We start from the raw sequence: 19,449 nt of genomic DNA, 5'->3' as shown, positions 1-19,449 counted from the left end.
AGGGTGGGGTGATGACTGAATCGACCGCGGAGACAGACAGTTCGATCACCGAGTACGACGTCATCGTCATCGGAGGCGGCCCCGCAGGAGAGGTCGCCGCGCAGTACGCGACCGCCGGTTCTGACCGAACCGCCGCCATCGTCGAACACGAACTGCTCGGCGGGGAGTGCTCCTACTGGGCCTGCATGCCGAGCAAGGCACTGCTTCGTCCGATCGAAGTACATGCCGCGGCATCCAACCTCGAAGGAATCAAGGTCGGCGAGAAACTCAACCCCGAGGAACTGCTGCGTCGCCGCGACACCTGGGTGAGCCAGTACGAGGACGGGGGACAGGAGAAGTGGGCGACCGGCCTCGACATCGCCGTCCTCCGGGGCCACGGGGTCATCTCCGGTGAGCGCACCGTGACCGTCGACAACGGGGGCCAATGTCAGACCGTGCGTGCGCGCCTGGCGGTGATCGTGGCCACCGGCAGCACCGCCGTGATCCCCGAACTCTTCGCCGACGCACAGCCGTGGACGTCCCGCGATGCCACCGGGGTCAGGGAGATCCCGGGCTCGTTGATCGTGGTCGGCGGCGGTGTGGTGGCCTGCGAGGCCGCTACATGGATGGCGGCGCTGGGCAGCAAGGTCACCTTGCTCTCGCGCGGATCGCTACTGGGTAAGACCGAACCCTTCGCCGGTGAGATGGTGGCCGAGGCGCTGACCGCCGCGGGCATCGATGTGCGTCAGCACGTCGACATCACCGAGGTGCGCCGACCGGTCTCCGCGGACACCGGCATCGGCCGCATCCACGGTGACCCGGCGACGGTGGTCGCCGGTGGTGACGAGATCACCGCCGATGAAGTCCTGGTGGCGACCGGGCGCCGCCCTGCCCGCAGCGGCATCGGGCTGGACGACGTCGATGCCGAGGCGTCGTGGCTCTTCTTCGTGGGCGACGCGTCCAAGGGCCCGGCGCTCACCCACTGGGGCAAGTATCAGGCCCGCAACGTGGGTCGGCTGATCGCCGCCCGTGCCGAGGGGCGCCCCGACCCGGTTGTGCCCGAGGGGGTTCCGGTGCCGCAGGTCATCTTCACCGACCCGCAGGTCGCGAGCGTGGGTCTCACCGAGCGTGAAGCGACCGACAGCGGGATCGACGTGACGGTTGCCGAGATCGCCTTCGAGTCGGTGGCCGGATTCGGGCTGCTCCGCGACGACGCCCACGGCAAGGCGAGGCTGGTGATCGACAAAGCCGCCGGTGTCATCGTCGGCGCCACCTTTGTCGGTCCCGAAGTGGACGAACTCGTCCATGCGGCGACGATCGCCATCGTGGGCCGGGTTCCGGTCGACACGTTGTGGCACGCGGTGCCGTCGTACCCGACGGTCAGCGAAGTGTGGCTACGCCTGCTGGAGTCCTTGCCTGAGTCGTAGGCCGGGCCCCGCGCGCGGAATGTGAGGCAGGCGCAGGCTTTTCGTCCAGATACCGGCACTGCAACGCATGCAGACAGACACAAAGCCTGCAAGTTTGCCTGCAGATTCTCTGGGCCAAGGTTTACAGCATCGTCCCGGGATTGAGGATGTCCTGGGGATCGAGCGCGTTCTTGATCCGCTGCGTCAGCTCGATGACGTCGGGGCCCAGCTGATCGGGCAGCCACCCCTTCTTCAACCGTCCGACACCGTGCTCGCCGGTGATCGTGCCGCCGAGTCTGATCGCCAGGTCCATGATTTCCCCGAACGCGAGATTGGCTCGTTCGGTCTCATCGGGATCGTTGGGGTCGTGCACGATCAGCGGGTGCGTGTTGCCGTCGCCGGCGTGCGCGATGACGGAGATCAGCACCCGCCGGTCGGCGGCGATGGCCTCGATGCCATCGATCAGATCCGGCAACTTGTGCAGCGGAACCCCGACATCCTCGAGTAGCAGGGGACCGATCTTCTCGACGGCGGGGATGGCGTACCGCCGCGCAGCGGTGAACGCCTCGCCCTCGTCGGAATCGGTAGTGGCGAACACCTCGGTGGCGCCGCAGGTGGTGAATGCCTGCTCGATGACCTCGACCTCGGCGGCTCCGGCAGCGCCTGGCGCATCGGACTGGGCGACGAGCAGGGCACCGGCGGTGCGGTCGAGGCCCATCTTCAGCTGGTCCTCGACGGCGTTGATCGCGACCTTGTCCATGAACTCGAGCATCGCGGGCCGGATGGTCGACGTGATCGCGAGGACGGCCTCGGAGGCGGCATGCACCGACGAGAACGTACCCACCACGGTCGACGCCGGCGGCTGTGGCGGCAACAATCGCAAGGTCACCTCGGTGATGATGCCCAGAGTGCCCTCGCTGCCGACGAACAGTTTGGTCAGCGACAGTCCGGCGCTGTCCTTGAGCCGCGGTCCGCCGAGGCGCACTGCGCGCCCATCGGCGAGCACCACTTCGAGGCCGAGGACGTAGTCGCTCGTGACGCCGTACTTCACACAACACAGGCCGCCCGCGTTGGTTGCAGCGTTCCCGCCGATTGAGCAGATCTCGAACGACGACGGATCCGGCGGATACCAGAGTCCGTGTTCCTTGACCGCGGCCTTGACCTCGGCGTTGAGCAGTCCGGGCTGGCAGATCGCCGTACGGGTCACCGGATCGACGGTGATGTCGCGCATCTTCTCGGTGGTCAGGACGATGCCGCCGTCGATGGCCGTGGCTCCGCCGGACAGACCGGTGCCGGCTCCGCGGGGGATCACCGGTACGGAGTTGGCGGCGCACCACCTCACGGTCGCGACGACGTCCTCGGTGCTCGTCGCGCGGACCACCGCCATCGCGGTACCCGCGTCGGGATCGAACGCCCGGTCCTGTCGGTAGCCCGCGACGATGTCCGGATCGGTGATCACCGTCCCCGCGGGCAGGGCCGTTACCAGGTCGTCCAACACCGTCTTCGTCGACATGTTTCGCAGCGTAATCGTCGCTGTCGGGAGGTGCCGCGAAGTCGCCGATCAGTGCCGGCGCCCGGGCCGCGTCAGCGCAGCGCCGGAGAGATGAGCGGGGAAATCTGCTGCGCCCATTCGGCCGCCTGCACCTTGGCGCTCACCTTCGACGACGCATCGTGGCGCCCGTGCTCGCCCACCTGGGTGGCGCCGAGTTCGGTGAGCTTTTCGGCCATGATCTCGCCGCCGCGGTTGTAGGTGTCGTCGTAGACGCTGTCGCCGAGGCCGAACATGGCAAAGCGGAGACCGTCGAGGGCGGGCTTCTCGTCGTCGAGGGCCTCGGCGAACGGCTCGGCTCCGGTGGGCAGTTCGCCCTCTCCATAGGTCGAGCAGACCACCACGTAGAAGTCCTCGGCGGAAAGGTCTTCGACGGCGAACTCGGACATGTCGTACATCGACACGTCATGGTTCTCGGCCAGCACGTCGGAGATGGAATCAGACACCACTTCAGCGGTTCCGGTCTCGCTGCCGTACAGGATCACAACAGACATCTTTTTCTCTCTCCATCCGGTCTCGTCGGCAACTGAGGGTACCCTATGTTGCGGCAGGTGCCGGGTGCCCGATCAGCGATTTTAGCGATCCACGGGTCAACTTCACAGTCCGTGCCGCCTGGGGATCGAGCCGTCTGGTGGCCTACGTGTCGGTACGGCGCGGGGACCGCGTCTGCGCAGGGATAATCACCTGACATCGCCGACTCGGCTCGATACGCTCCGGGGGACGATGTTCAAGCAAAGGAGCAGTCGATGGCCGAAGATTCAGAGACCAAACGTAAGTTCCGAGAAGCATTGGAGCGCAAGAAGAATCGCGATCTGCCCACCGGTGATCACAAGGATTCGGCATCCAAGGCGTCCGGCCAGCACGGGCCTGAAGGTGGCCCGCATCAGTTCCGGCGCAAAACCGGGTAGTTCCGAACAGGTCATCTGCTGCCGGGGCTCGCATTACTAGGAAGTCCTAGTATATAGTGACGGGGACAACACGGCAGTAGATGACTTGTGAGGACCCCATGACCAGGCAAATCGACCATTTCGTGGACGGCGCACCGCTCGCCGGTACCAGCGGGCGCACCGCAGATGTGATGGATCCCAGCACCGGCAAGGTGCAGGCGACCGTTCCGCTGGCCAGTACAGCCGAGGTCGACGCCGCTGTCGCCGGCGCCGTCGAAGCGCAGAAGATCTGGGCTGCATGGAACCCGCAGCGCCGCGCTCGCGTGATGATGAAGTTCGTCGCACTCGTCGGCGAGCACATGGACGAACTCGCCGAGTTGCTCTCCAAGGAGCACGGCAAGACCGTTCCCGACGCCAAGGGCGACATCCAGCGCGGCGTCGAGGTCATCGAGTTCTCGATCGGTATCCCGCATCTGCTCAAGGGTGAGTTCACCGAAGGCGCCGGAACCGGCATCGACGTGCACTCGGTACGCCAGCCGCTCGGTGTGGTCGCAGGCATCACCCCCTTCAACTTCCCGGCGATGATCCCGCTGTGGAAGGCCGGCCCCGCGCTGGCGACCGGAAACGCGTTCATCCTCAAGCCGTCCGAGCGCGACCCGTCGGTGCCCGTGCGCCTGGCCGAACTGTTCCTCGAGGCCGGACTTCCCGCAGGTGTGTTCCAGGTCATCCACGGTGACAAGGAAGCCGTCGACGCTCTGCTCAACAACGACGACGTCCAGGCGTACGGCTTTGTCGGCAGCTCCGACATCGCGCAGTACATCTACTCCAGCGCGGCCGCGAACGGCAAGCGCGCACAGTGCTTCGGTGGCGCCAAGAACCACATGATCATCCTTCCGGACGCCGACCTCGACCAGGTCGCCGACGCCCTCATCGGTGCCGGTTACGGCAGCGCCGGCGAGCGCTGCATGGCGATCTCGGTGGCCGTGCCCGTGGGCGAGGCGACCGCCAACCGCCTGCGCGAGAAACTGGTCGACAAGGTCAACGCGCTGCGCGTCGGTCACAGCCTCGACATCAAGGCCGACTACGGCCCCCTCGTCAGCAAGGCTGCTCTCGAGCGCGTCAAGGACTACATCCAGCAGGGTGTGGACGCCGGTGCCGAACTCGTCATCGACGGTCGCGAGCGCGCCACCGACGACCTGACCTACGACGGTCAGAGCCTGGAAGAGGGTTACTTCATCGGGCCGACCCTCTTCGACCACGTCAAGAAAGACCAGACGATCTACACCGACGAGATCTTCGGACCGGTGGTCTGCATCGTCCGCGCCGCGGATTACGAAGAGGCCCTGGCCCTTCCGTCCGAGCACGAGTACGGCAACGGTGTCGCGATCTTCACCCAGGACGGCGACGCCGCCCGCGACTTCACCGCCCGCGTCCAGTGCGGCATGGTGGGCGTGAACGTGCCCATCCCCGTGCCGGTGGCCTACCACACCTTCGGTGGCTGGAAGCGCTCCGGATTCGGCGATCTGAACCAGCACGGGCCGGCGGCGATCCAGTTCTACACCAAGGTCAAGACCATCACGACTCGGTGGCCGTCCGGCATCAAGGATGGCGCCGAGTTCGTCATCCCGACCATGGACTGAGAGACCGGCCGGTGTCTTTCGACATGGATGACGATGACAAGGTCATCGTCGACACTGCCTCGGCGTTCGCGCGCAAGAGGCTCGAGCCACACGCCCTCGACTGGGATGAGCGCAAGCACTTCCCGGTCGAGGAGCTTCGCGAGGCCGCCGAACTCGGTATGGCGGGCATCTACACGAGCGAAGACGTGGGCGGAAGCGGTCTGCGGCGGATCGACGGCGTACGGATCTTCGAGGAATTGGCGAAGGCCGATCCCACCACGGCGGCCTTTCTGTCGATCCACAACATGTGTACGTGGATGGTCGACTCGTACGGCACGGACGATCAGCGCACCACATGGGCGGTCAAGATGGCCTCGATGGAGGCCATCGCCAGCTACTGCCTGACCGAACCCGCGGCCGGAAGCGACGCTGCGGCGTTGCGTACCAAGGCAGTTCGCGACGGCGATGACTACCTGCTGAACGGGGTCAAGCAGTTCATCTCCGGCGGCGGCGTCTCTGACGTGTACATCGTGATGGCCCGTACGGGTGCCGACGGTCCCAAGGGGATCTCGACGTTCATCGTGCCGGCCGACACGCCTGGACTCTCGTTCGGCGCCAACGAGCAGAAGATGGGCTGGAACGCACAGCCCACCGCTCAGGTCATCATGGAGGACGCGCGGGTACCGGCGGCCAATCTCCTCGGTGGCGTGGAGGGTACGGGCTTCGGCATCGCGATGAACGGACTCAACGGTGGCCGCATCAACATCGCCGCATGTTCGCTGGGTGGTGCCCAGGCGGCGTACAACAAGGCCATCACCTACGTGTCCGACCGAGAAGCGTTCGGCGGCAAGCTGATCGACGAACCGACGATTCGGTTCACACTTGCCGACATGGCCACGTCGTTGGAGACCTCGCGCCTCATCCTGTGGCGGGCCGCCGATGCGCTCGACGCCGGTCATCCCGACAAGGTCGAGTTGTGCGCGATGGCCAAGCGGTATGTGACCGACACCTGCTTCGACGTCGCCGATCAGGCGCTGCAGTTGCACGGTGGATACGGATACCTGCGTGAGTACGGTCTGGAGAAAATCGTCCGAGACCTCCGGGTGAACCGAATACTGGAGGGCACCAACGAGATCATGCGGGTTGTGATCGGCCGCGCAGAGGCGGACAAGTCGACAAAGGGGCAATACCTATGAGCACCATCGCGTTCCTCGGTCTGGGCCACATGGGCGGACCCATGGCAAAGAACCTGGTCAAGGCCGGGCACACCGTGCACGGATACGATCCGTCGCCCGAGGCTGCAGTGGCTGCCAAGGAAAATGGTGTGGAGGTGTTCGCGGGGGGCATCGAGGCGGTTGCCGATGCCGACGTGGTGATCACCATGCTCCCGCACGGCAAGGCCGTCATCGAGTGCTACGAGCAGATCCTGCCCGGCGCCAAGACCGGTGCGCTGTTGATCGACAGCTCCACCATCTCGGTCGACGACGCCCGCAAGATCCACCAGCACGCGGACGACCACGGGTTCGCGCAGATCGACGCCCCGGTCTCCGGTGGTGTGAAGGGTGCCGACGCCGGGACGCTCGCCTTCATGGTCGGAGGCACCGAAGAGGCGTTCGTCGCCGCACAGACCATTTTGGAGCCGATGGCCGGAAAGGTCATCCACTGCGGTGACCCCGGCAGCGGCCAGGCTGCAAAGGTCTGCAACAACATGGTGCTCGCCGTGCAGCAGATCGCGATCGGTGAGGCTTTTGTGCTCGCTGAGAAGCTCGGGCTGCAGGCGCAGGCGTTGTACGACGTGATCACCGGCGCCACCGGTAACTGCTGGGCCGTGCACACCAACTGCCCGGTTCCGGGTCCGGTGCCGACCTCGCCGGCCAACAACGACTTCAAGCCGGGATTCGCCACCGCACTGATGAACAAAGACCTGGGGTTGGCGATGGCGGCGGTGGAGTCCACCGGCGCGACCGCCCCGCTCGGAGAGCATGCGGCCACCCTGTACGCGGACTTCGCGCAGGACAACGCGGGTAAGGACTTCAGCGCGATCATCGAGACGCTGCGCTGAGACGCTGCGCTGAGACGTAGGGCGTTGCGCTGAAACGCTGCCTTCGGGTGCGGAAAGTCGACCGACCGAACGCTAGTACGGCCGTTTTGCCCGCGGAATCGGTCGATGCGTGAATGATGGGAGGGACGCCCGCCGACGATCCCGAGGAGCACCCCCATGGCACCAACCCACACGCAGAAGTTCTACATCGACGGACAGTGGGTGGACCCGGTGTCCACCTCGACCCTCGACGTCATCAACCCGGCAACCGAAGAGGTCGTCGCCACGATCGCCCTCGGTGACGAGAAGGATGTCGAACACGCTGTCGCGGCGGCGCGCAAGGCGTTCGAGACGTTCTCCGAGACCACCCGCGAAGAGCGTATCTCGTTGTTGGAGAAGATCATCGAGGTGTACTCGCGGCGCCTCGGCGACCTCGCCGAAGCGGTGAGCATCGAGATGGGTGCTCCGGTGAGTCTCGCGCAGGGAGCGCAGGCGCCGGCGGGCCTGGGGCATCTCATGTTCGGCCTGGAAGCACTGAAGAACTTCGAGTTCGAGGAGAAGGTCAACTCCACCACGGTGGTCCGCGAACCGGTCGGCGTCTGCGCACTGATCACCCCCTGGAACTGGCCGCTGAACCAGATCGGAGCCAAGGTGGCCCCGGCTCTGGCCGCCGGTTGCACCGTGGTGCTCAAGCCGTCCGAGATCGCCCCGCTCAGCGGACTGGTGTTCGCCGAGATCCTCGATGAGGCGGGCGTGCCGCCGGGCGTGTTCAACCTGGTGAACGGTGATGGCCCGACCGTGGGTGTGGCGTTGTCCTCGCATCCGGAGGTCGACATGGTCTCGTTCACCGGGTCCACTCGCGCGGGCATCGAGGTGGCCAGGAATGCGGCTCCCACGGTCAAGCGTGTGGCGCAGGAACTCGGTGGCAAGTCCGCCAACATCATCCTCGACGACGATGCGCTCGCCGACTCCGTGGCGCGTGATGTCGCGGCGATGGTGGTCAACTCGGGCCAGTCGTGCAACGCGGGATCACGCATCCTCGTTCCGGCCGGCCGGATGGACGAGGCAGCTGGGATCGCCAAGGAGACGGCGGCCAAGATCGTTGTCGGATCGCCCGCGGACGAGAACACGCAGATCGGACCGGTGGTCTCGCAAGCTCAGTTCGACAAGATCCAGCGGCTCATCGAAACCGGTGTCGACGAGGGAGCCGACGTGGTCGTCGGTGGTCCGGGCCGCCCGGACGGCGTCGACGTCGGCTACTTCGTGAAACCGACGGTGTTCGCGAACGTCACCAACGACATGACCATCGCCCGCGAAGAGATCTTCGGTCCGGTGATGGTCCTCATCGGGTATCAGGACGAAGACGACGCAGTCCGCATCGCCAATGACTCGAGCTACGGGCTCGGCGGCATGGTCTCGTCTGCGGACACCGATCGCGCGCGCAAGGTCGCCCGCAAGATGCGTACCGGAACCGTGCACATCAACGGTGCCCCGTTGGCCATGGATTCACCGTTCGGTGGTTACAAGCAGTCGGGCAACGGCCGCGAGTTCGGCAAGTTCGGTATGGAGGAGTTCTTGGAGGTCAAGTCGATCTTCGGAGACAACGCCTAGCCCGGGAAAGCGTTTCGCCTCGTCCGGCCACTCGAGTTCGCTAGAGTAGAACGTGTTCTAGTTTTCTTGCGAATGGAGTGGTCATGGGTCAGGTGCTCGACCGGATCGAAGAACATGCCGAGGAGATCCGCGCTGCGGGTGTCGAAGGCGACGAGTTGATGCGCCTGCCGGATTCCTCCGCGCAGCGGTTGCGGGAGTCGGGAGTGATCCGGCTCCTGCAACCGGTCGAGCACGGCGGGCTCGCTGTCCACCCCCGCGAGTTCGCCGAGACGGTCATGGGCGTCGCGGCCATGGACGGGGCCGCGGGCTGGGTGTCCGGAATCGTCGGAGTGCACCCGTGGGAGTTGGCGTTCGCCGACCCCAAGGTGCAGGAGGAGATCTGGGGCGACGATCCCGACACCTGGGTGGCCTCGCCCTATGCGCCGATGGGTGTGGCCAAGCCGGTCGACGGCGGGTATGTACTCAAAGGCCGTTGGTCGTTCTCGTCCGGCACCGACCACTGCGATTGGATCGTCCTCGGGGCGATCGTGGGCGACGCAGACGGCAAGCCGGTGATGCCGCCGACCATCCTGCACGTCTTCCTGCCCCGCGCCGACTACACCATCATCGACGACTCGTGGGATGTGGTGGGCCTGCGTGGTACCGGCTCGAAGGACGTGGTGGTCGACGGCGCCTTCATCCCCACCTACCGGACCCTCGACTCGGCAGACGTGATGGACGGCAGTGCGCCGCGGGCGGCCGGTCGCACCGAGTCGACCTACCTGATGCCGTTCAGTTGTATGTTCCCCCTTGGCATCACGTCGGCGGTGATCGGTATCGCCGAGGGTGCGCTGGCGTGTCACATTGCGGCGCAACGGGATCGGGTGGCCATCACGGGCCAGAAGATCAAAGAGGATCCGTACGTCCTCTATGCCATCGGCGAGTCGGCCGCCGAGATCGCGGCGTCGCGGGCGGCTCTGCTCGAGACGGTGGATCGTTTCTACGACAAAACCGAGGCGGGCAAAGAGATCTCGTTCGACGAGCGGGCCATCGGACGGCGCACCCAGACCGCTGCTGCCTGGCGGGCGGTGCGGGCGGTCGACGAGATCTTCGCGCGGTCGGGCGGCGGCGCTCTGCACCGGAAGTTCCCCATGCAGAGGTTCTTTCGTGATGCGCACGCCGGACTCGCACATGCCATCCACGTGCCGGGTTCGATCTTCCACGCGTCGGCGCTCACTCAGCTCGGCGGTGAGCCCCAGGGCATGATGCGCTCGATGATCTAGCGCTCAGATGTCGCCCGAGTGCTTTCGGACGGCATTGATCGATTTGACCAATGCCGCCGATTGCGCCTCGGTCATCCCCACGTCGCCGAAGACCTCTCGGTTGAGGGCAAGGGTCGCCTCTTCGACTGTCGTGCGGCCTGATTCGGTGATCTCGACCAGAGTGGTGCGGCCGTCGGTGGGGTGCGGAACCCGCCTGACGAGACCGGATTCCTCGAGGCGACGGATCGCGTGGGTCACCGAGGTGACGTGTACCTGGAGCCGGTCGCTCGCCTTGGTGATGGGCAGTGCACCGCGCCGGCTGAAGGCCAGCAGCCGGAGGAGCTCGAACCGCGAGAAGCTCAATTCCCAGGGCTTGAGTACCGATTCCACCCTCGCCAGCAAGATCTGGTGCACCCGCATCACCGAGGTCACCGCCTGCATACCGCCGGCCACATCACCCCAGCCGGCGTTCTCCCAGTTCTTTCGGGCCTCGGCGATCGGGTCGGGTCTGACGTCGCTGGACATGCCCCCATTCAACAGCAGTCGAGCGGGCGTTTTCGCGTCTCCGCATCCGTGGCGCCGTTGCCGCCCGTGCATGGCACAGTGATCATTGACACATTTGGGACAGGGGCCTAGCGTCGGAAACACCTGAGAGCTAGGAGGCTCGATGTCAGCACCAGCACGAGAAGCCATCGCGAACAGATTGCTGGCGGGTTCGGTCAAACGCTCGTATTCGCCGGTCGTCGACCTGGATTGGGATGCCCCACTCGACCCGGCGAAGTACTTCCTCCCACCGCGGGTGTGCAGTCTCTACGGCACCGAACAGTGGAACGGACTCACCGAGGAGCAGCGGATCGAGGTCTCGCGGCAGGAGATGGCCAACATCCTCTCGGTCGGGATCTGGTTCGAGAATCTTCTGAATCGGGCTCTGCTGCAACGTCTCCTGTCCGAAGATCCCGCATCGGCGCAAACCCACTACGCGCTGACCGAGATGGGTGATGAATGCCGGCACATGGTGATGTTCGGGCGCGCCATCGAACGAAGCGGCGCCCGGCCCTACGGATTGCTGTGGTGGGAGCGGTTGATCATGACGATGCTGCCCTTCGCGATGCGGGGGTCGCTGTTGTGGGTCGCGGCGTTGGTGGGAGAGGAGATCTTCGACGCCTTGCAGCGCGAGATGCTCGACGATCCCGAGTTGCAGCCACTGGTGTCGCGCCTGATGCGCATCCATGTCACCGAGGAATCCCGACACATCGGATTCGCCCGTGACGCGGTGGTCCGTCGTCGCGCCGTACGAAGCCGCTGGGAGACATTCGTGGCGGCCAACCTGCATGGTCTCGCCGCACTGCGTTTCAAATATCTGTTCACCAACTCGGCGATGTACGCGCGAGCCGGCCTCGACCGGCAGGAGGCGACGGCCGCGGCCCGAAGCAATCCGAACTTCCAGCAGATGCAGATCGTCGGGTTCTCGAGCCTGGCCGCGTTCCTCGAGGAGAACGGGCTCATGACGAGGTTCTCGCGCAGGCTGTGGCGCCGGGCCGGATTTCTCGAATGAGTGCGCTGACGGTGGGGTTCGAGGGCGCCGGACCCATACTCGTCGCCGTCGGTGATCTGCTGCGGGCGTCGCCGTTGGAGATCGAGGTGGCCGCGGACTCCGGCGGTGATCACCCTGCCGACGTGGTGGTGACGTCGACGCCGGCCCCGGCAGGCACCTTCCTGGGGGTGGCAGATCCCCGGCGGCCCAACGTGTTCTACACGGGCGACGCAAGCGCACCCGCGCGGCTGGTGGCCGGTTACATCGTCTCGGCGATCGAGGAGATGTTCGTTGCGGGGGCCGTCGAGATGCGAGTTCGGGCACCCATCGCCCGGTCGTGGGCCGGATACGCCGCGGCCAATAACGGCGGCGGACGCAAGCTGATCCGAAAGCTGAAGCGCTTCGACCCCGCGGACTACGACTACCGGTCGGCGCACGACGACGAGGACATCTACGACGGCGCTGCCGTCATCGAGCACGACCTCGAGTCGGTCGCCTGTCGCATCCGGGTAGGCGGCTATTTCGACCCCCTCGACGGCCATTACCACTGGGCCGGAATCGCATTCGGCGAATCAGTCCGAGAGCTCAAAGACGCCCGCGCCCGCGACGTCCTCGTCGCCGTCGACACACGGGACGGGGTCCCGGCCCGTCTCACGGAGATCACGCCTTGGGGCTCTGTGCGCATCGTCGGTGTCGGGCAGCCTCCCTACGCACTCGACGACGTCGAGGTCCTGCGCTCTGCGCCGGAGCAACACCGCGTGGGCTCGTAGACTCGGACGCACGGGCGTCAAGCCGGGGTGTGAGGTCGAGGAGGAACCATGGGCAGAGAGATTGACCCAGCCAGACGCAACGCCGTGAGGCAGACGGTCGCCGCCCATCCCGGACTGGTGGTGTTCGCACTCAGTCCGGCGATCGTGGTGTTCGGCGTCCTGTGGTTGCTGACGAACTTCTGGCTCGCACTCATCGTGGGGCTTGTCGTGGGAGGCGGCGCGGCCTGGACGCTGCTGCGCAAGTAGGGCCGGCGTCATGGCTGAGCCCAGTACCCGCGTCGACAGCTGGATCTGGTCGGTCCGGCTGACCAAGACACGATCGGCGGCAGCATCCGCATGCCGGGCGGGGCATGTCCGGGTGAACGGAACCACCGCCAAACCCGCGCAACACGTCGCCGTCGGGGACGAGGTCCGGGTTCGGGCAGCGGGGCGTGAGCGCATCGTCGAGGTCACCAGGGTGGTGTCCAAACGTGTCGGACCGTCGGTGGCCGCCGAGTGCCTGATCGACCGCAGCCCCCCGCCACCGCCCAAGGAATTGTTGTCGGCGCTGCCGTTACGTGACCGCGGAGCCGGCAGACCGACCAAGCGGGAACGGCGAGAGACCGACCGACTGCGCGGACGTTGACGTCGCATGGGTACAAGGGGCATGCAGACACACGCCGACATCGGTGGCGGCATCTCTACACTGCAACCTGTGGACTCAAGGGGTGGCAAGCCGACCGGAACCGGTCTGAGACGAGGACGAGCTCCGCTGCGCTACGTGGTGATCCTGCTCGCGGCCGCGATGCTCGTGCTGACCGGTTGCTCCGACGGCGGTTCGAACGACGACAGCCCCACCACGAAGACCGAGAGCGCACCCGGCAAGGCCGGCGAGGGGCCGTTCTTCGGTGAATGCGGGGGAGTCACCACCGAGGACGTCGCGCGGGTGACCAAGGTCGCCGGCCTCACCAACACGGTGAACAACCCGTCGGTGTGCGAGTGGGTCACCTCGCAAGACCAACTCGGACCCCAGTTCTCCTTCAACTGGTACCGCGGCAGCCCCATCGGGCGCGAACGCGCCACCATCCAGTTGTCCCGCGATTCGGTCGAGGACATCACCATCGACGGTCACAGTGGCTTCATGGGATCGAGTAGCGGCATCTGCGAGATCGGCATCGCCTTCGGGGCCGACTTCTTCGAATGGTCGATCTCCTACGGCCTGCCCGCGGACGGTCAGAGCAACCCGGCCGACGACGACATCTGCGCCGCCGCGAAGACGCTGTCCGCCCAGTCGATCGAGAACGCGTCATGACCCGGCGCAGGGTTGTCCCCCTGATCCTGGCTCTGCTCGCAGTGGTCGCGTTGTCGGCCGGGTGCACCCGCGCGGTCGACGGCGACGCCACCTCGATCGGTGGCGGCGACGGTACGTCCGACGGCAACGTCGACACCGACCGGTTCGACGGACTGATGTACGAGTGCGAGATGCTGACGCCGGAGGCGATCGGCAAGGCCGTCGGCGGGTCGATCGCCGAACCCGGATTCTTCGGCGCGATCTGCCGTTGGGTGGTGGCCGGTCCGGTCATCACCGACGTCACCTTCAACTGGTTCGAGTGGGGCGACATCGAAGTCGAGAAGTCGACCGCAAAAGAGCTCGGTTACACCACCGAGAACATCAAGGTCGCCAGCGTCACGGCATTCACGCAGCGCAATCCGGCCCGTCCGGCTGCGTGTGGCGTCACCGCCCGTTCACCCGACCGCGGCGTCTACACATGGTGGGTCGAGCCCCGCAGTTCCACGCCGAGCGGCGACCCCTGCGCCGCCCCGACCAAGCTCATGGAGCTGCTTCTCGGCGGCGGACAGTAGGCCCTGAACGCACGTCAGGGTCGTTTGGTGACGGTGACCGTCGCGGCCACCTGATCCTCGACGATCAGCCACATGCGCAGCTGATCGCCGACACGCTCTCGCCGGATGGTGACCGTGGCCGCCGGGGTGATCGCCCGTAGATATTCGATGACGGCCCGGTGCGGGGCGTCCACCAGATCAGGGTGGTCGAGGAGCTCGTCTTCGACCGCAGCCCAGTAGGCGGCGTTGTTCAGGTGCTTGAACGGGTCGAAGTCGGTGGCGCGCAAGACATGAACACGGTCGCTGTCCGATGCCTCGGGCACCGGCGCAGTGTTCATCGACTTCCACCGCAGGCGGTGCTCGTCGGTGGACTGACTGAGCATCTCGAAGGCCTCGTCGGTCAGCCGTGTCGGCATGCCCTGGTCGTTGACGTTGATCCAGAACGCCTCGGTCTCGATCAGACCGTCCTCGCGGGGCTCGGGGTTGAAGCGGTTGGTCTCGTGGACCGATGTCACCCGCACGCGCATGTTCGTCCACCGGGTCGACAGGGCGCCGCACCACCGCTGCAGGGTCACGTTGCCCGGCCACGACACCGGGCGGATCACGTCGATGACGGTGCGCCGCACGATCCAGTAGGGGTCGCTGGTGTGAAAGGCCGTGGCCTCGATGTTGTCGTTCGCGATGTCCTGCAGGTAGCGGCTCAGGCCGTCGAGGCGCAGACGCATCTCCTGGTCGACATCACCGGTTCGCACCCGGTAGTTCGACTCGAAGTAGCTCGCGCCTTCCTTGAGTTCCGGTAGATCTGCCGGATTCATCGCGACGTCGGTCGGATCGATGGTCGATTTGTCTGGGCTCACCGGGTTCCCTTCGGTTGGGACGATGTCCGCTGCGGGATGAGCCTCGGGCAGGACTCGATCCCAAATGGGCAGCATAGGTTGCTTCATCTGAAGCGGGGTTGGCACTACCGCCAATGGGACTGACGTCCTAAAGTGTCTCAGTCGGCGGTCTGAATTGTTGCCGCCTGTGAGCAGAGAACTACGCTTGCCTTCGGCGGGTATTGGCGGCTGAGGTAAATTCAAGTAAAAATTGGAACACGTTCCATTTTCGGGGAACGCCGAGAGTACTGAGGTTGAAGGCGTATGGCGCACGTGATCACGCAGCCTTGCTGCAACGATGCCAGTTGCATCAGTGTCTGCCCGGTGAACTGTATTCATCCGACACCGGATGAACCCGAGTTCGCCAGCGCGGAAATGTTGTACATCGATCCCGACACCTGCATCGACTGCGGTGCCTGCATCGATGAGTGCCCGGTGGAGGCGATCTTCCCCGACGACTCGCTCGACGAGGGCCAAGAGCGTTACCTGCAGATCAATGCCGACTATTACACCGACCACGACGTGTCGGGTGGTCTGGTCGCACCCCGCAAGAAGCCCCCACTGCCGGCAGGCAAGGAACTCCACGTCGCGATCGTGGGTGCTGGGCCCGCTGCGTTCTACGCCGCCGAAGAACTCGTGAAGCACTCCGCCATCAAGGTGGACATGTTCGATCGTCTGCCGACGCCGTACGGGCTCGTGCGCGCGGGTGTGGCGCCGGACCATCCGTCTACCAAGGGCGTGGAGAAGACGTTCGCGGCCACTGCCGCCAAGCGCACGTTTGAGTACTACCTCAACGTGGAGGTGGGCAAGCACCTCGATCACGATGAGTTGCTGGACCACTACGGTGCGGTCATCTACGCCCACGGCGCCTCCACGGACAAGCACCTCGGTATCGACGGTGAAGACCTGCCCGGCTCCATCGCCGCCACCGACTTCGTGGCCTGGTACAACGGTCACCCCGATCACGCGGACCGCGACTTCGACCTGTCGGCCGAGCGCGCGGTGATCGTCGGCAACGGCAACGTGGCGCTCGACGTCGCCCGGATCCTCCTCGACGACCCCGACCGGCTTGCCAAGACCGACATCGCAGATCACGCGCTGGACAAGCTGCGCTCCAGCAACGTCCGAGAGGTCGTGCTGTTGGGCAGGCGCGGTATCGCACAGGGCGCGTACACGAACTCCGAGTTCCTCGCGATGGGGGACATGCCCGGGGTGGACGTCATCATCGACCCCGATGAGCTCGTGCTGGATGCCGCGAGCCAGGAAGCCCGCGACGCCGGCACCCTCGACTCGACCATCGCAACAAAGGTGCGCATTGCCGAGGAGTTCGCACAGCGCACCCCGACCGACGGCAACAAGCGCGTGGTGTTCCGATACCTCGTCTCACCGGTGGCCATCGAAGGGTCGGACGGCGTCGAAACCGTCCGCTGCGTGCGCAATGAGTTCGTGAACTCGCCAGACGAAAGTGCCGATCACGCCGGCCAATCGCCCAGGCCTGCATCGGGACGTGTCGCGATCACGCCGACCGGTGAAGAGTTCGACCTGAAGGCCGGCATGGTGTTGCGCGCCATCGGCTACACCGGTCTGCCGCTGGACGGCCTGCCGTTCGACGGAGCCCAGGGTGTTGTCCCCAACGAGTCGGGCCGCGTGCTCGACGCCCGTGGCGGCAGTCCCGTGGAAGGTGTGTACGTAGCGGGCTGGATCAAGCGAGGCGCCACCGGTGGCATCGGCATGAACCGGATCTGCGGTCAGGAGACGGCGTTGGCCGTGATAGCCGACTTCACCGAGGGCAGACTTTCCGAACCTGCCAAGTCGCGCGAGCAGATCCCGGATCTCATCGCCGAACGTGGCGCGGGCCGGGTGGACGGGTCGGGGTGGAAGAAGATCGACCTCGCCGAACGGACCGCGGGCAAGGAAGCAGGAAGGCGCCGGATCAAGTTCGTCACCATCGAGGCGATGGAATCGGCGGCAAGGGCCTAGTGGTCGCGGTCATGCGGCGCGGTCCGAGGACCGACGTCATCGGTGTGCCCCCTTTTTCGCCGATGAGCGAGGCAGGTACCGGGCAGCTAACGTTACGGCCAAGAATGGCCCGGTATGAAAGGTCCCAATGCGCATAGCACTGCTGTCTTACCGGAGTAAGCCACACTGCGGAGGACAGGGCGTCTACGTGCGCCACCTTTCGCGGGAACTCGCGTTGCTGGGCCATCAGGTCGAGGTCTTCTCCGGGCAGCCCTACCCCGATCTCGACGATGAGGCGGTCGCTGCCGGCGTCACCCTGACCAAGGTGCCGAGCCTCGACCTCTACAACGACGTGAATCCGTTCCGGACGCCATGGCCGTGGGAGATCAAGAGCTGGATCGATGCGCTCGAGGTGCTCACGATGTGGACGGCAGGATTCCCTGAGCCGCTGACGTTCAGTCTTCGTGCGGCTCGTCTCCTGCGCCGCCGCACCGACGATTTCGACGTGGTGCACGACAACCAGTGCCTGGGGTACGGCCTGCTGCAGATCGAACGCAGTGGTCTGCCCGTGGTCGCGACCATCCACCACCCGATCACCCGTGATCGAGAACTCGCCGTGAAAGCCGCCAAGGGGTGGCGCAAGCTGACGGCCCGCCGCTGGCACGCATTCCTGCGGATGCAGGGCCGCGTCGCCCGGCGAATTCCCCGGCTGCTCACGGTATCTCGCAGCAGCGAGGTCGACATCCGCAAGGCCTTCGCCATTCCGGAGGGCCGGCTCACCACCATCCCGCTGGGCGTGAACACCGAACAGTTCCGGCCGTCGCCGGAGCGGGTCGCCGGGCGCATCGTCTGTGTTGCCAGTGCTGATGCCCCGCTCAAGGGGGTCTCGTACCTTCTCGAGGCGGTCGCGAAGGTGCGGGCGGAACGGCAGGTCGAACTGGTCCTGGTGTCCAAGTTGGTCGAGGGCGGTCCGTCGGACACCCGGATCGATCAGCTGTCCATCCGCGACAGCGTGCAGGTGGTGTCCGGCCTGGACGACGACGAGCTCGCCGAACTCCTGGCATCGGCCGAAGTGGCTTGTGTGCCTTCGCTTTACGAAGGCTTCTCGTTGCCGGCGGTGGAGGCGATGAGCTGCGGTACGCCGCTGGTCGCCACGCGCGCCGGGGCGATCCCGGAAGTGGTGGGCGAGCAGGAAGAAGCGGCGCTGCTGGTACCGCCGATGGATTCAGGTGCCCTGGCCGAGGCGCTGGGCAGACTGCTCGACGACTCCGAGCTGCGCACCCGCCTCGGCGAAGGTGGCCGGGCAAGGGTGGAAGAGCGTTACAGCTGGGCGGCGGTCGCCGCGAAAACGGCTGAGAACTATCAAAAAGCGATCGATCAGTTTGCTCGAGGAGGCAGCGTTGCTAACCGTTGATTTTGATCGACTGGGCGTAGGACCGAACACCAAGGCCATCGATATCGGTGCGGGGCAGGGGCGGCACTCGTTCGAGATGTTCCGGCGCGGTGCCGATGTGATCGCATTCGATCAGTCCGAGAGCGACATGTCCGAAGTGGCCGAGATGTTCGACGCGATGATCGCCGAGGGGCAGGTACCGGCTTCGGCCAAGGCCCGCGCCGAGGTCGGTGACGCGCTGCGGCTCCCCTTCGGTGACGGGGAGTTCGACGTGGTGCTCATGTCGGAGATCCTCGAACACATCCCCGACGACACCGACGCCATCTCCGAGATGGCCCGGATCCTGGCGCCCGGCGGTCTGGCCGCCGTGACCGTGCCGCGGTACTGGCCGGAAAAAGTGTGCTGGACGTTTTCTGACGAGTACCACGCCAACGAGGGTGGGCACGTGCGCATCTACAAGGCGTCGGAACTGGCCGGAAAGCTCAGTGCCGCGGGTCTGGAGGTGACCGGCACCGGTCACGCCCACGCGCTGCACGCGCCTTACTGGTGGCTCAAATGTGCTGTCGGAGTGGAGAACAACGACAATCCACTGGTCAAGGCCTACCACAAGCTCCTGGTGTGGGACATGATGTCGGCGCCCAAGCTCACCCGCGTCGGCGAGCAGGTGCTCAACCCGGTCTTCGGCAAGAGTGTGATCATCTACCTGCGCAAACCGGCTGATCTTCCGACCTCCGCGTCCGGCTCCGGCTCCGTCTCCGACTGAG

20 protein-coding genes are annotated in these 19,449 nt (G+C 65.7%); 16 read left to right on the top strand and 4 right to left on the bottom strand.

Going from position 1 to position 19,449, the window contains the following annotated elements:
• Positions 1–11: 11 nt before the first annotated feature.
• On the top strand, positions 12–1,406 hold the full coding sequence (locus tag WIMU1_RS17410) for a dihydrolipoyl dehydrogenase family protein (RefSeq protein ID WP_062799036.1): 1,395 nt from the start codon (positions 12–14) through the stop codon (positions 1,404–1,406).
• Between the two features lie 121 nt (positions 1,407–1,527).
• On the opposite strand, the gene WIMU1_RS17405 is transcribed toward WIMU1_RS17410, so the two are convergent.
• Both WIMU1_RS17405 and WIMU1_RS17400 read right to left on the bottom strand, forming a co-directional pair.
• Positions 1,528–2,898, bottom strand: coding sequence for an FAD-binding oxidoreductase (locus WIMU1_RS17405; protein ID WP_062799035.1), 1,371 nt, complete (start codon positions 2,896–2,898; stop codon positions 1,528–1,530).
• A 71-nt stretch (positions 2,899–2,969) separates the two neighbouring features.
• Positions 2,970–3,428: a flavodoxin domain-containing protein gene (locus WIMU1_RS17400; RefSeq protein WP_030165145.1), complete on the bottom strand. Its 459-nt coding sequence runs from the start codon at positions 3,426–3,428 to the stop codon at positions 2,970–2,972.
• A gap of 252 nt (positions 3,429–3,680) precedes the next feature.
• Between WIMU1_RS17400 and WIMU1_RS26420 the strand changes: the two genes are divergently transcribed.
• The 6 genes from WIMU1_RS26420 to WIMU1_RS17375 all read left to right on the top strand — a co-directional run bounded on the left by WIMU1_RS26420 (position 3,681) and on the right by WIMU1_RS17375 (position 10,354).
• Positions 3,681–3,842 (top strand): DUF5302 domain-containing protein, encoded by a 162-nt coding sequence (locus tag WIMU1_RS26420; protein WP_023954190.1) that lies wholly within the window; start codon positions 3,681–3,683, stop codon positions 3,840–3,842.
• A 98-nt stretch (positions 3,843–3,940) separates the two neighbouring features.
• On the top strand, positions 3,941–5,461 hold the full coding sequence (locus WIMU1_RS17395; protein WP_062799033.1) for a CoA-acylating methylmalonate-semialdehyde dehydrogenase: 1,521 nt from the start codon (positions 3,941–3,943) through the stop codon (positions 5,459–5,461).
• A 23-nt stretch (positions 5,462–5,484) separates the two neighbouring features.
• Positions 5,485–6,636, top strand: a complete 1,152-nt coding sequence (locus tag WIMU1_RS17390) for an acyl-CoA dehydrogenase family protein (RefSeq protein ID WP_062799031.1) — start codon at positions 5,485–5,487, stop codon at positions 6,634–6,636.
• Positions 6,633–7,502 carry a 3-hydroxyisobutyrate dehydrogenase gene (gene mmsB, locus WIMU1_RS17385; protein WP_062799029.1) on the top strand — a complete coding sequence of 290 codons (870 nt, stop codon included), beginning with the start codon at positions 6,633–6,635 and terminating at the stop codon, positions 7,500–7,502. Before WIMU1_RS17390 ends, mmsB begins: the two co-directional genes overlap by 4 nt.
• Before the next feature lie 156 nt (positions 7,503–7,658).
• Entirely contained in the window at positions 7,659–9,092 is a 1,434-nt protein-coding gene (locus WIMU1_RS17380) for an aldehyde dehydrogenase family protein (protein WP_023954184.1), read from the top strand.
• 83 nt (positions 9,093–9,175) lie between these two features.
• Positions 9,176–10,354: an acyl-CoA dehydrogenase family protein gene (locus WIMU1_RS17375; protein WP_062799027.1), complete on the top strand. Its 1,179-nt coding sequence runs from the start codon at positions 9,176–9,178 to the stop codon at positions 10,352–10,354.
• 3 nt (positions 10,355–10,357) lie between these two features.
• On the opposite strand, the gene WIMU1_RS17370 is transcribed toward WIMU1_RS17375, so the two are convergent.
• Positions 10,358–10,858, bottom strand: a complete 501-nt coding sequence (locus WIMU1_RS17370; RefSeq protein ID WP_023954180.1) for a MarR family winged helix-turn-helix transcriptional regulator — start codon at positions 10,856–10,858, stop codon at positions 10,358–10,360.
• Positions 10,859–11,000: 142 nt separating this feature from the next.
• Here WIMU1_RS17370 and WIMU1_RS17365 point away from each other — a divergent pair, with 142 nt between their 5' ends.
• From WIMU1_RS17365 to WIMU1_RS17340, 6 genes are all read left to right on the top strand, one after another.
• A complete protein-coding gene (locus WIMU1_RS17365) occupies positions 11,001–11,888 on the top strand; it encodes an AurF N-oxygenase family protein (protein ID WP_062799025.1) in 888 nt (295 codons plus the stop codon).
• The gene (locus WIMU1_RS17360) at positions 11,885–12,637 is read left to right on the top strand and encodes a DUF4873 domain-containing protein (protein ID WP_120802651.1); all 753 of its coding nucleotides are present in this window, start codon (positions 11,885–11,887) and stop codon (positions 12,635–12,637) included. Before WIMU1_RS17365 ends, WIMU1_RS17360 begins: the two co-directional genes overlap by 4 nt.
• 48 nt (positions 12,638–12,685) lie before the next feature.
• Positions 12,686–12,883 carry a hypothetical protein gene (locus WIMU1_RS17355; protein ID WP_023954174.1) on the top strand — a complete coding sequence of 66 codons (198 nt, stop codon included), beginning with the start codon at positions 12,686–12,688 and terminating at the stop codon, positions 12,881–12,883.
• Between the two features lie 10 nt (positions 12,884–12,893).
• Entirely contained in the window at positions 12,894–13,262 is a 369-nt protein-coding gene (locus tag WIMU1_RS17350; RefSeq protein ID WP_031331119.1) for an RNA-binding S4 domain-containing protein, read from the top strand.
• Between the two features lie 69 nt (positions 13,263–13,331).
• A complete protein-coding gene (locus WIMU1_RS17345; protein WP_245968936.1) occupies positions 13,332–13,928 on the top strand; it encodes a DUF3558 domain-containing protein in 597 nt (198 codons plus the stop codon).
• Positions 13,925–14,479, top strand: a complete 555-nt coding sequence (locus WIMU1_RS17340) for a DUF3558 domain-containing protein (protein WP_062799022.1) — start codon at positions 13,925–13,927, stop codon at positions 14,477–14,479. Before WIMU1_RS17345 ends, WIMU1_RS17340 begins: the two co-directional genes overlap by 4 nt.
• 14 nt (positions 14,480–14,493) lie before the next feature.
• Here WIMU1_RS17340 and WIMU1_RS17335 read toward each other — a convergent pair whose 3' ends face one another.
• Complete coding sequence (locus tag WIMU1_RS17335) at positions 14,494–15,273, bottom strand: acyl-[acyl-carrier-protein] thioesterase (RefSeq protein ID WP_062799258.1); 780 nt, start codon at positions 15,271–15,273, stop codon at positions 14,494–14,496.
• A 324-nt stretch (positions 15,274–15,597) separates the two neighbouring features.
• Between WIMU1_RS17335 and WIMU1_RS17330 the strand changes: the two genes are divergently transcribed.
• From WIMU1_RS17330 to WIMU1_RS17320, 3 genes are all read left to right on the top strand, one after another.
• Positions 15,598–17,313 carry an FAD-dependent oxidoreductase gene (locus WIMU1_RS17330; protein ID WP_062799021.1) on the top strand — a complete coding sequence of 572 codons (1,716 nt, stop codon included), beginning with the start codon at positions 15,598–15,600 and terminating at the stop codon, positions 17,311–17,313.
• Between the two features lie 127 nt (positions 17,314–17,440).
• Positions 17,441–18,706, top strand: coding sequence for a glycosyltransferase family 4 protein (locus tag WIMU1_RS17325; protein ID WP_062799019.1), 1,266 nt, complete (start codon positions 17,441–17,443; stop codon positions 18,704–18,706).
• Positions 18,693–19,448: a class I SAM-dependent methyltransferase gene (locus WIMU1_RS17320; RefSeq protein ID WP_062799256.1), complete on the top strand. Its 756-nt coding sequence runs from the start codon at positions 18,693–18,695 to the stop codon at positions 19,446–19,448. The genes WIMU1_RS17325 and WIMU1_RS17320 overlap by 14 nt, the downstream gene beginning before the upstream one ends.
• The last annotated feature ends 1 nt before the right edge of the window (position 19,449 follow it).

The organism is Williamsia muralis NBRC 105860, assembly GCF_001598915.1.
GTDB classification, from domain to species: domain Bacteria; phylum Actinomycetota; class Actinomycetes; order Mycobacteriales; family Mycobacteriaceae; genus Williamsia; species Williamsia muralis.
Note: the sequence above shows the minus strand (reverse complement) of the source record. Positions and strands in the feature narration are given on the sequence as shown.

Excerpts from the sequence above, each read along its gene's own strand:
- WIMU1_RS17370 (WP_023954180.1), bottom strand. The coding sequence starts at position 10,858 with ATGTCCAGCGACGTCAGACCCGACCCGATCGCCGAGGCCCGAAAGAAC.
- WIMU1_RS17405 (WP_062799035.1), bottom strand. The coding sequence starts at position 2,898 with ATGTCGACGAAGACGGTGTTGGACGACCTGGTAACGGCCCTGCCCGCG.
- WIMU1_RS17365 (WP_062799025.1), top strand. The coding sequence starts at position 11,001 with ATGTCAGCACCAGCACGAGAAGCCATCGCGAACAGATTGCTGGCGGGT.
- WIMU1_RS17380 (WP_023954184.1), top strand. The coding sequence starts at position 7,659 with ATGGCACCAACCCACACGCAGAAGTTCTACATCGACGGACAGTGGGTG.
- WIMU1_RS17340 (WP_062799022.1), top strand. The coding sequence starts at position 13,925 with ATGACCCGGCGCAGGGTTGTCCCCCTGATCCTGGCTCTGCTCGCAGTG.
- WIMU1_RS17355 (WP_023954174.1), top strand. The coding sequence starts at position 12,686 with ATGGGCAGAGAGATTGACCCAGCCAGACGCAACGCCGTGAGGCAGACG.
- WIMU1_RS17395 (WP_062799033.1), top strand. The coding sequence starts at position 3,941 with ATGACCAGGCAAATCGACCATTTCGTGGACGGCGCACCGCTCGCCGGT.
- WIMU1_RS17360 (WP_120802651.1), top strand. The coding sequence starts at position 11,885 with ATGAGTGCGCTGACGGTGGGGTTCGAGGGCGCCGGACCCATACTCGTC.
- mmsB (WP_062799029.1), top strand. The coding sequence starts at position 6,633 with ATGAGCACCATCGCGTTCCTCGGTCTGGGCCACATGGGCGGACCCATG.
- WIMU1_RS17400 (WP_030165145.1), bottom strand. The coding sequence starts at position 3,428 with ATGTCTGTTGTGATCCTGTACGGCAGCGAGACCGGAACCGCTGAAGTG.
- WIMU1_RS17350 (WP_031331119.1), top strand. The coding sequence starts at position 12,894 with ATGGCTGAGCCCAGTACCCGCGTCGACAGCTGGATCTGGTCGGTCCGG.
- WIMU1_RS17335 (WP_062799258.1), bottom strand. The coding sequence starts at position 15,273 with ATGAATCCGGCAGATCTACCGGAACTCAAGGAAGGCGCGAGCTACTTC.
- WIMU1_RS17390 (WP_062799031.1), top strand. The coding sequence starts at position 5,485 with ATGGATGACGATGACAAGGTCATCGTCGACACTGCCTCGGCGTTCGCG.
- WIMU1_RS17330 (WP_062799021.1), top strand. The coding sequence starts at position 15,598 with ATGGCGCACGTGATCACGCAGCCTTGCTGCAACGATGCCAGTTGCATC.
- WIMU1_RS26420 (WP_023954190.1), top strand. The coding sequence starts at position 3,681 with ATGGCCGAAGATTCAGAGACCAAACGTAAGTTCCGAGAAGCATTGGAG.
- WIMU1_RS17410 (WP_062799036.1), top strand. The coding sequence starts at position 12 with ATGACTGAATCGACCGCGGAGACAGACAGTTCGATCACCGAGTACGAC.
- WIMU1_RS17375 (WP_062799027.1), top strand. The coding sequence starts at position 9,176 with ATGGGTCAGGTGCTCGACCGGATCGAAGAACATGCCGAGGAGATCCGC.
- WIMU1_RS17325 (WP_062799019.1), top strand. The coding sequence starts at position 17,441 with ATGCGCATAGCACTGCTGTCTTACCGGAGTAAGCCACACTGCGGAGGA.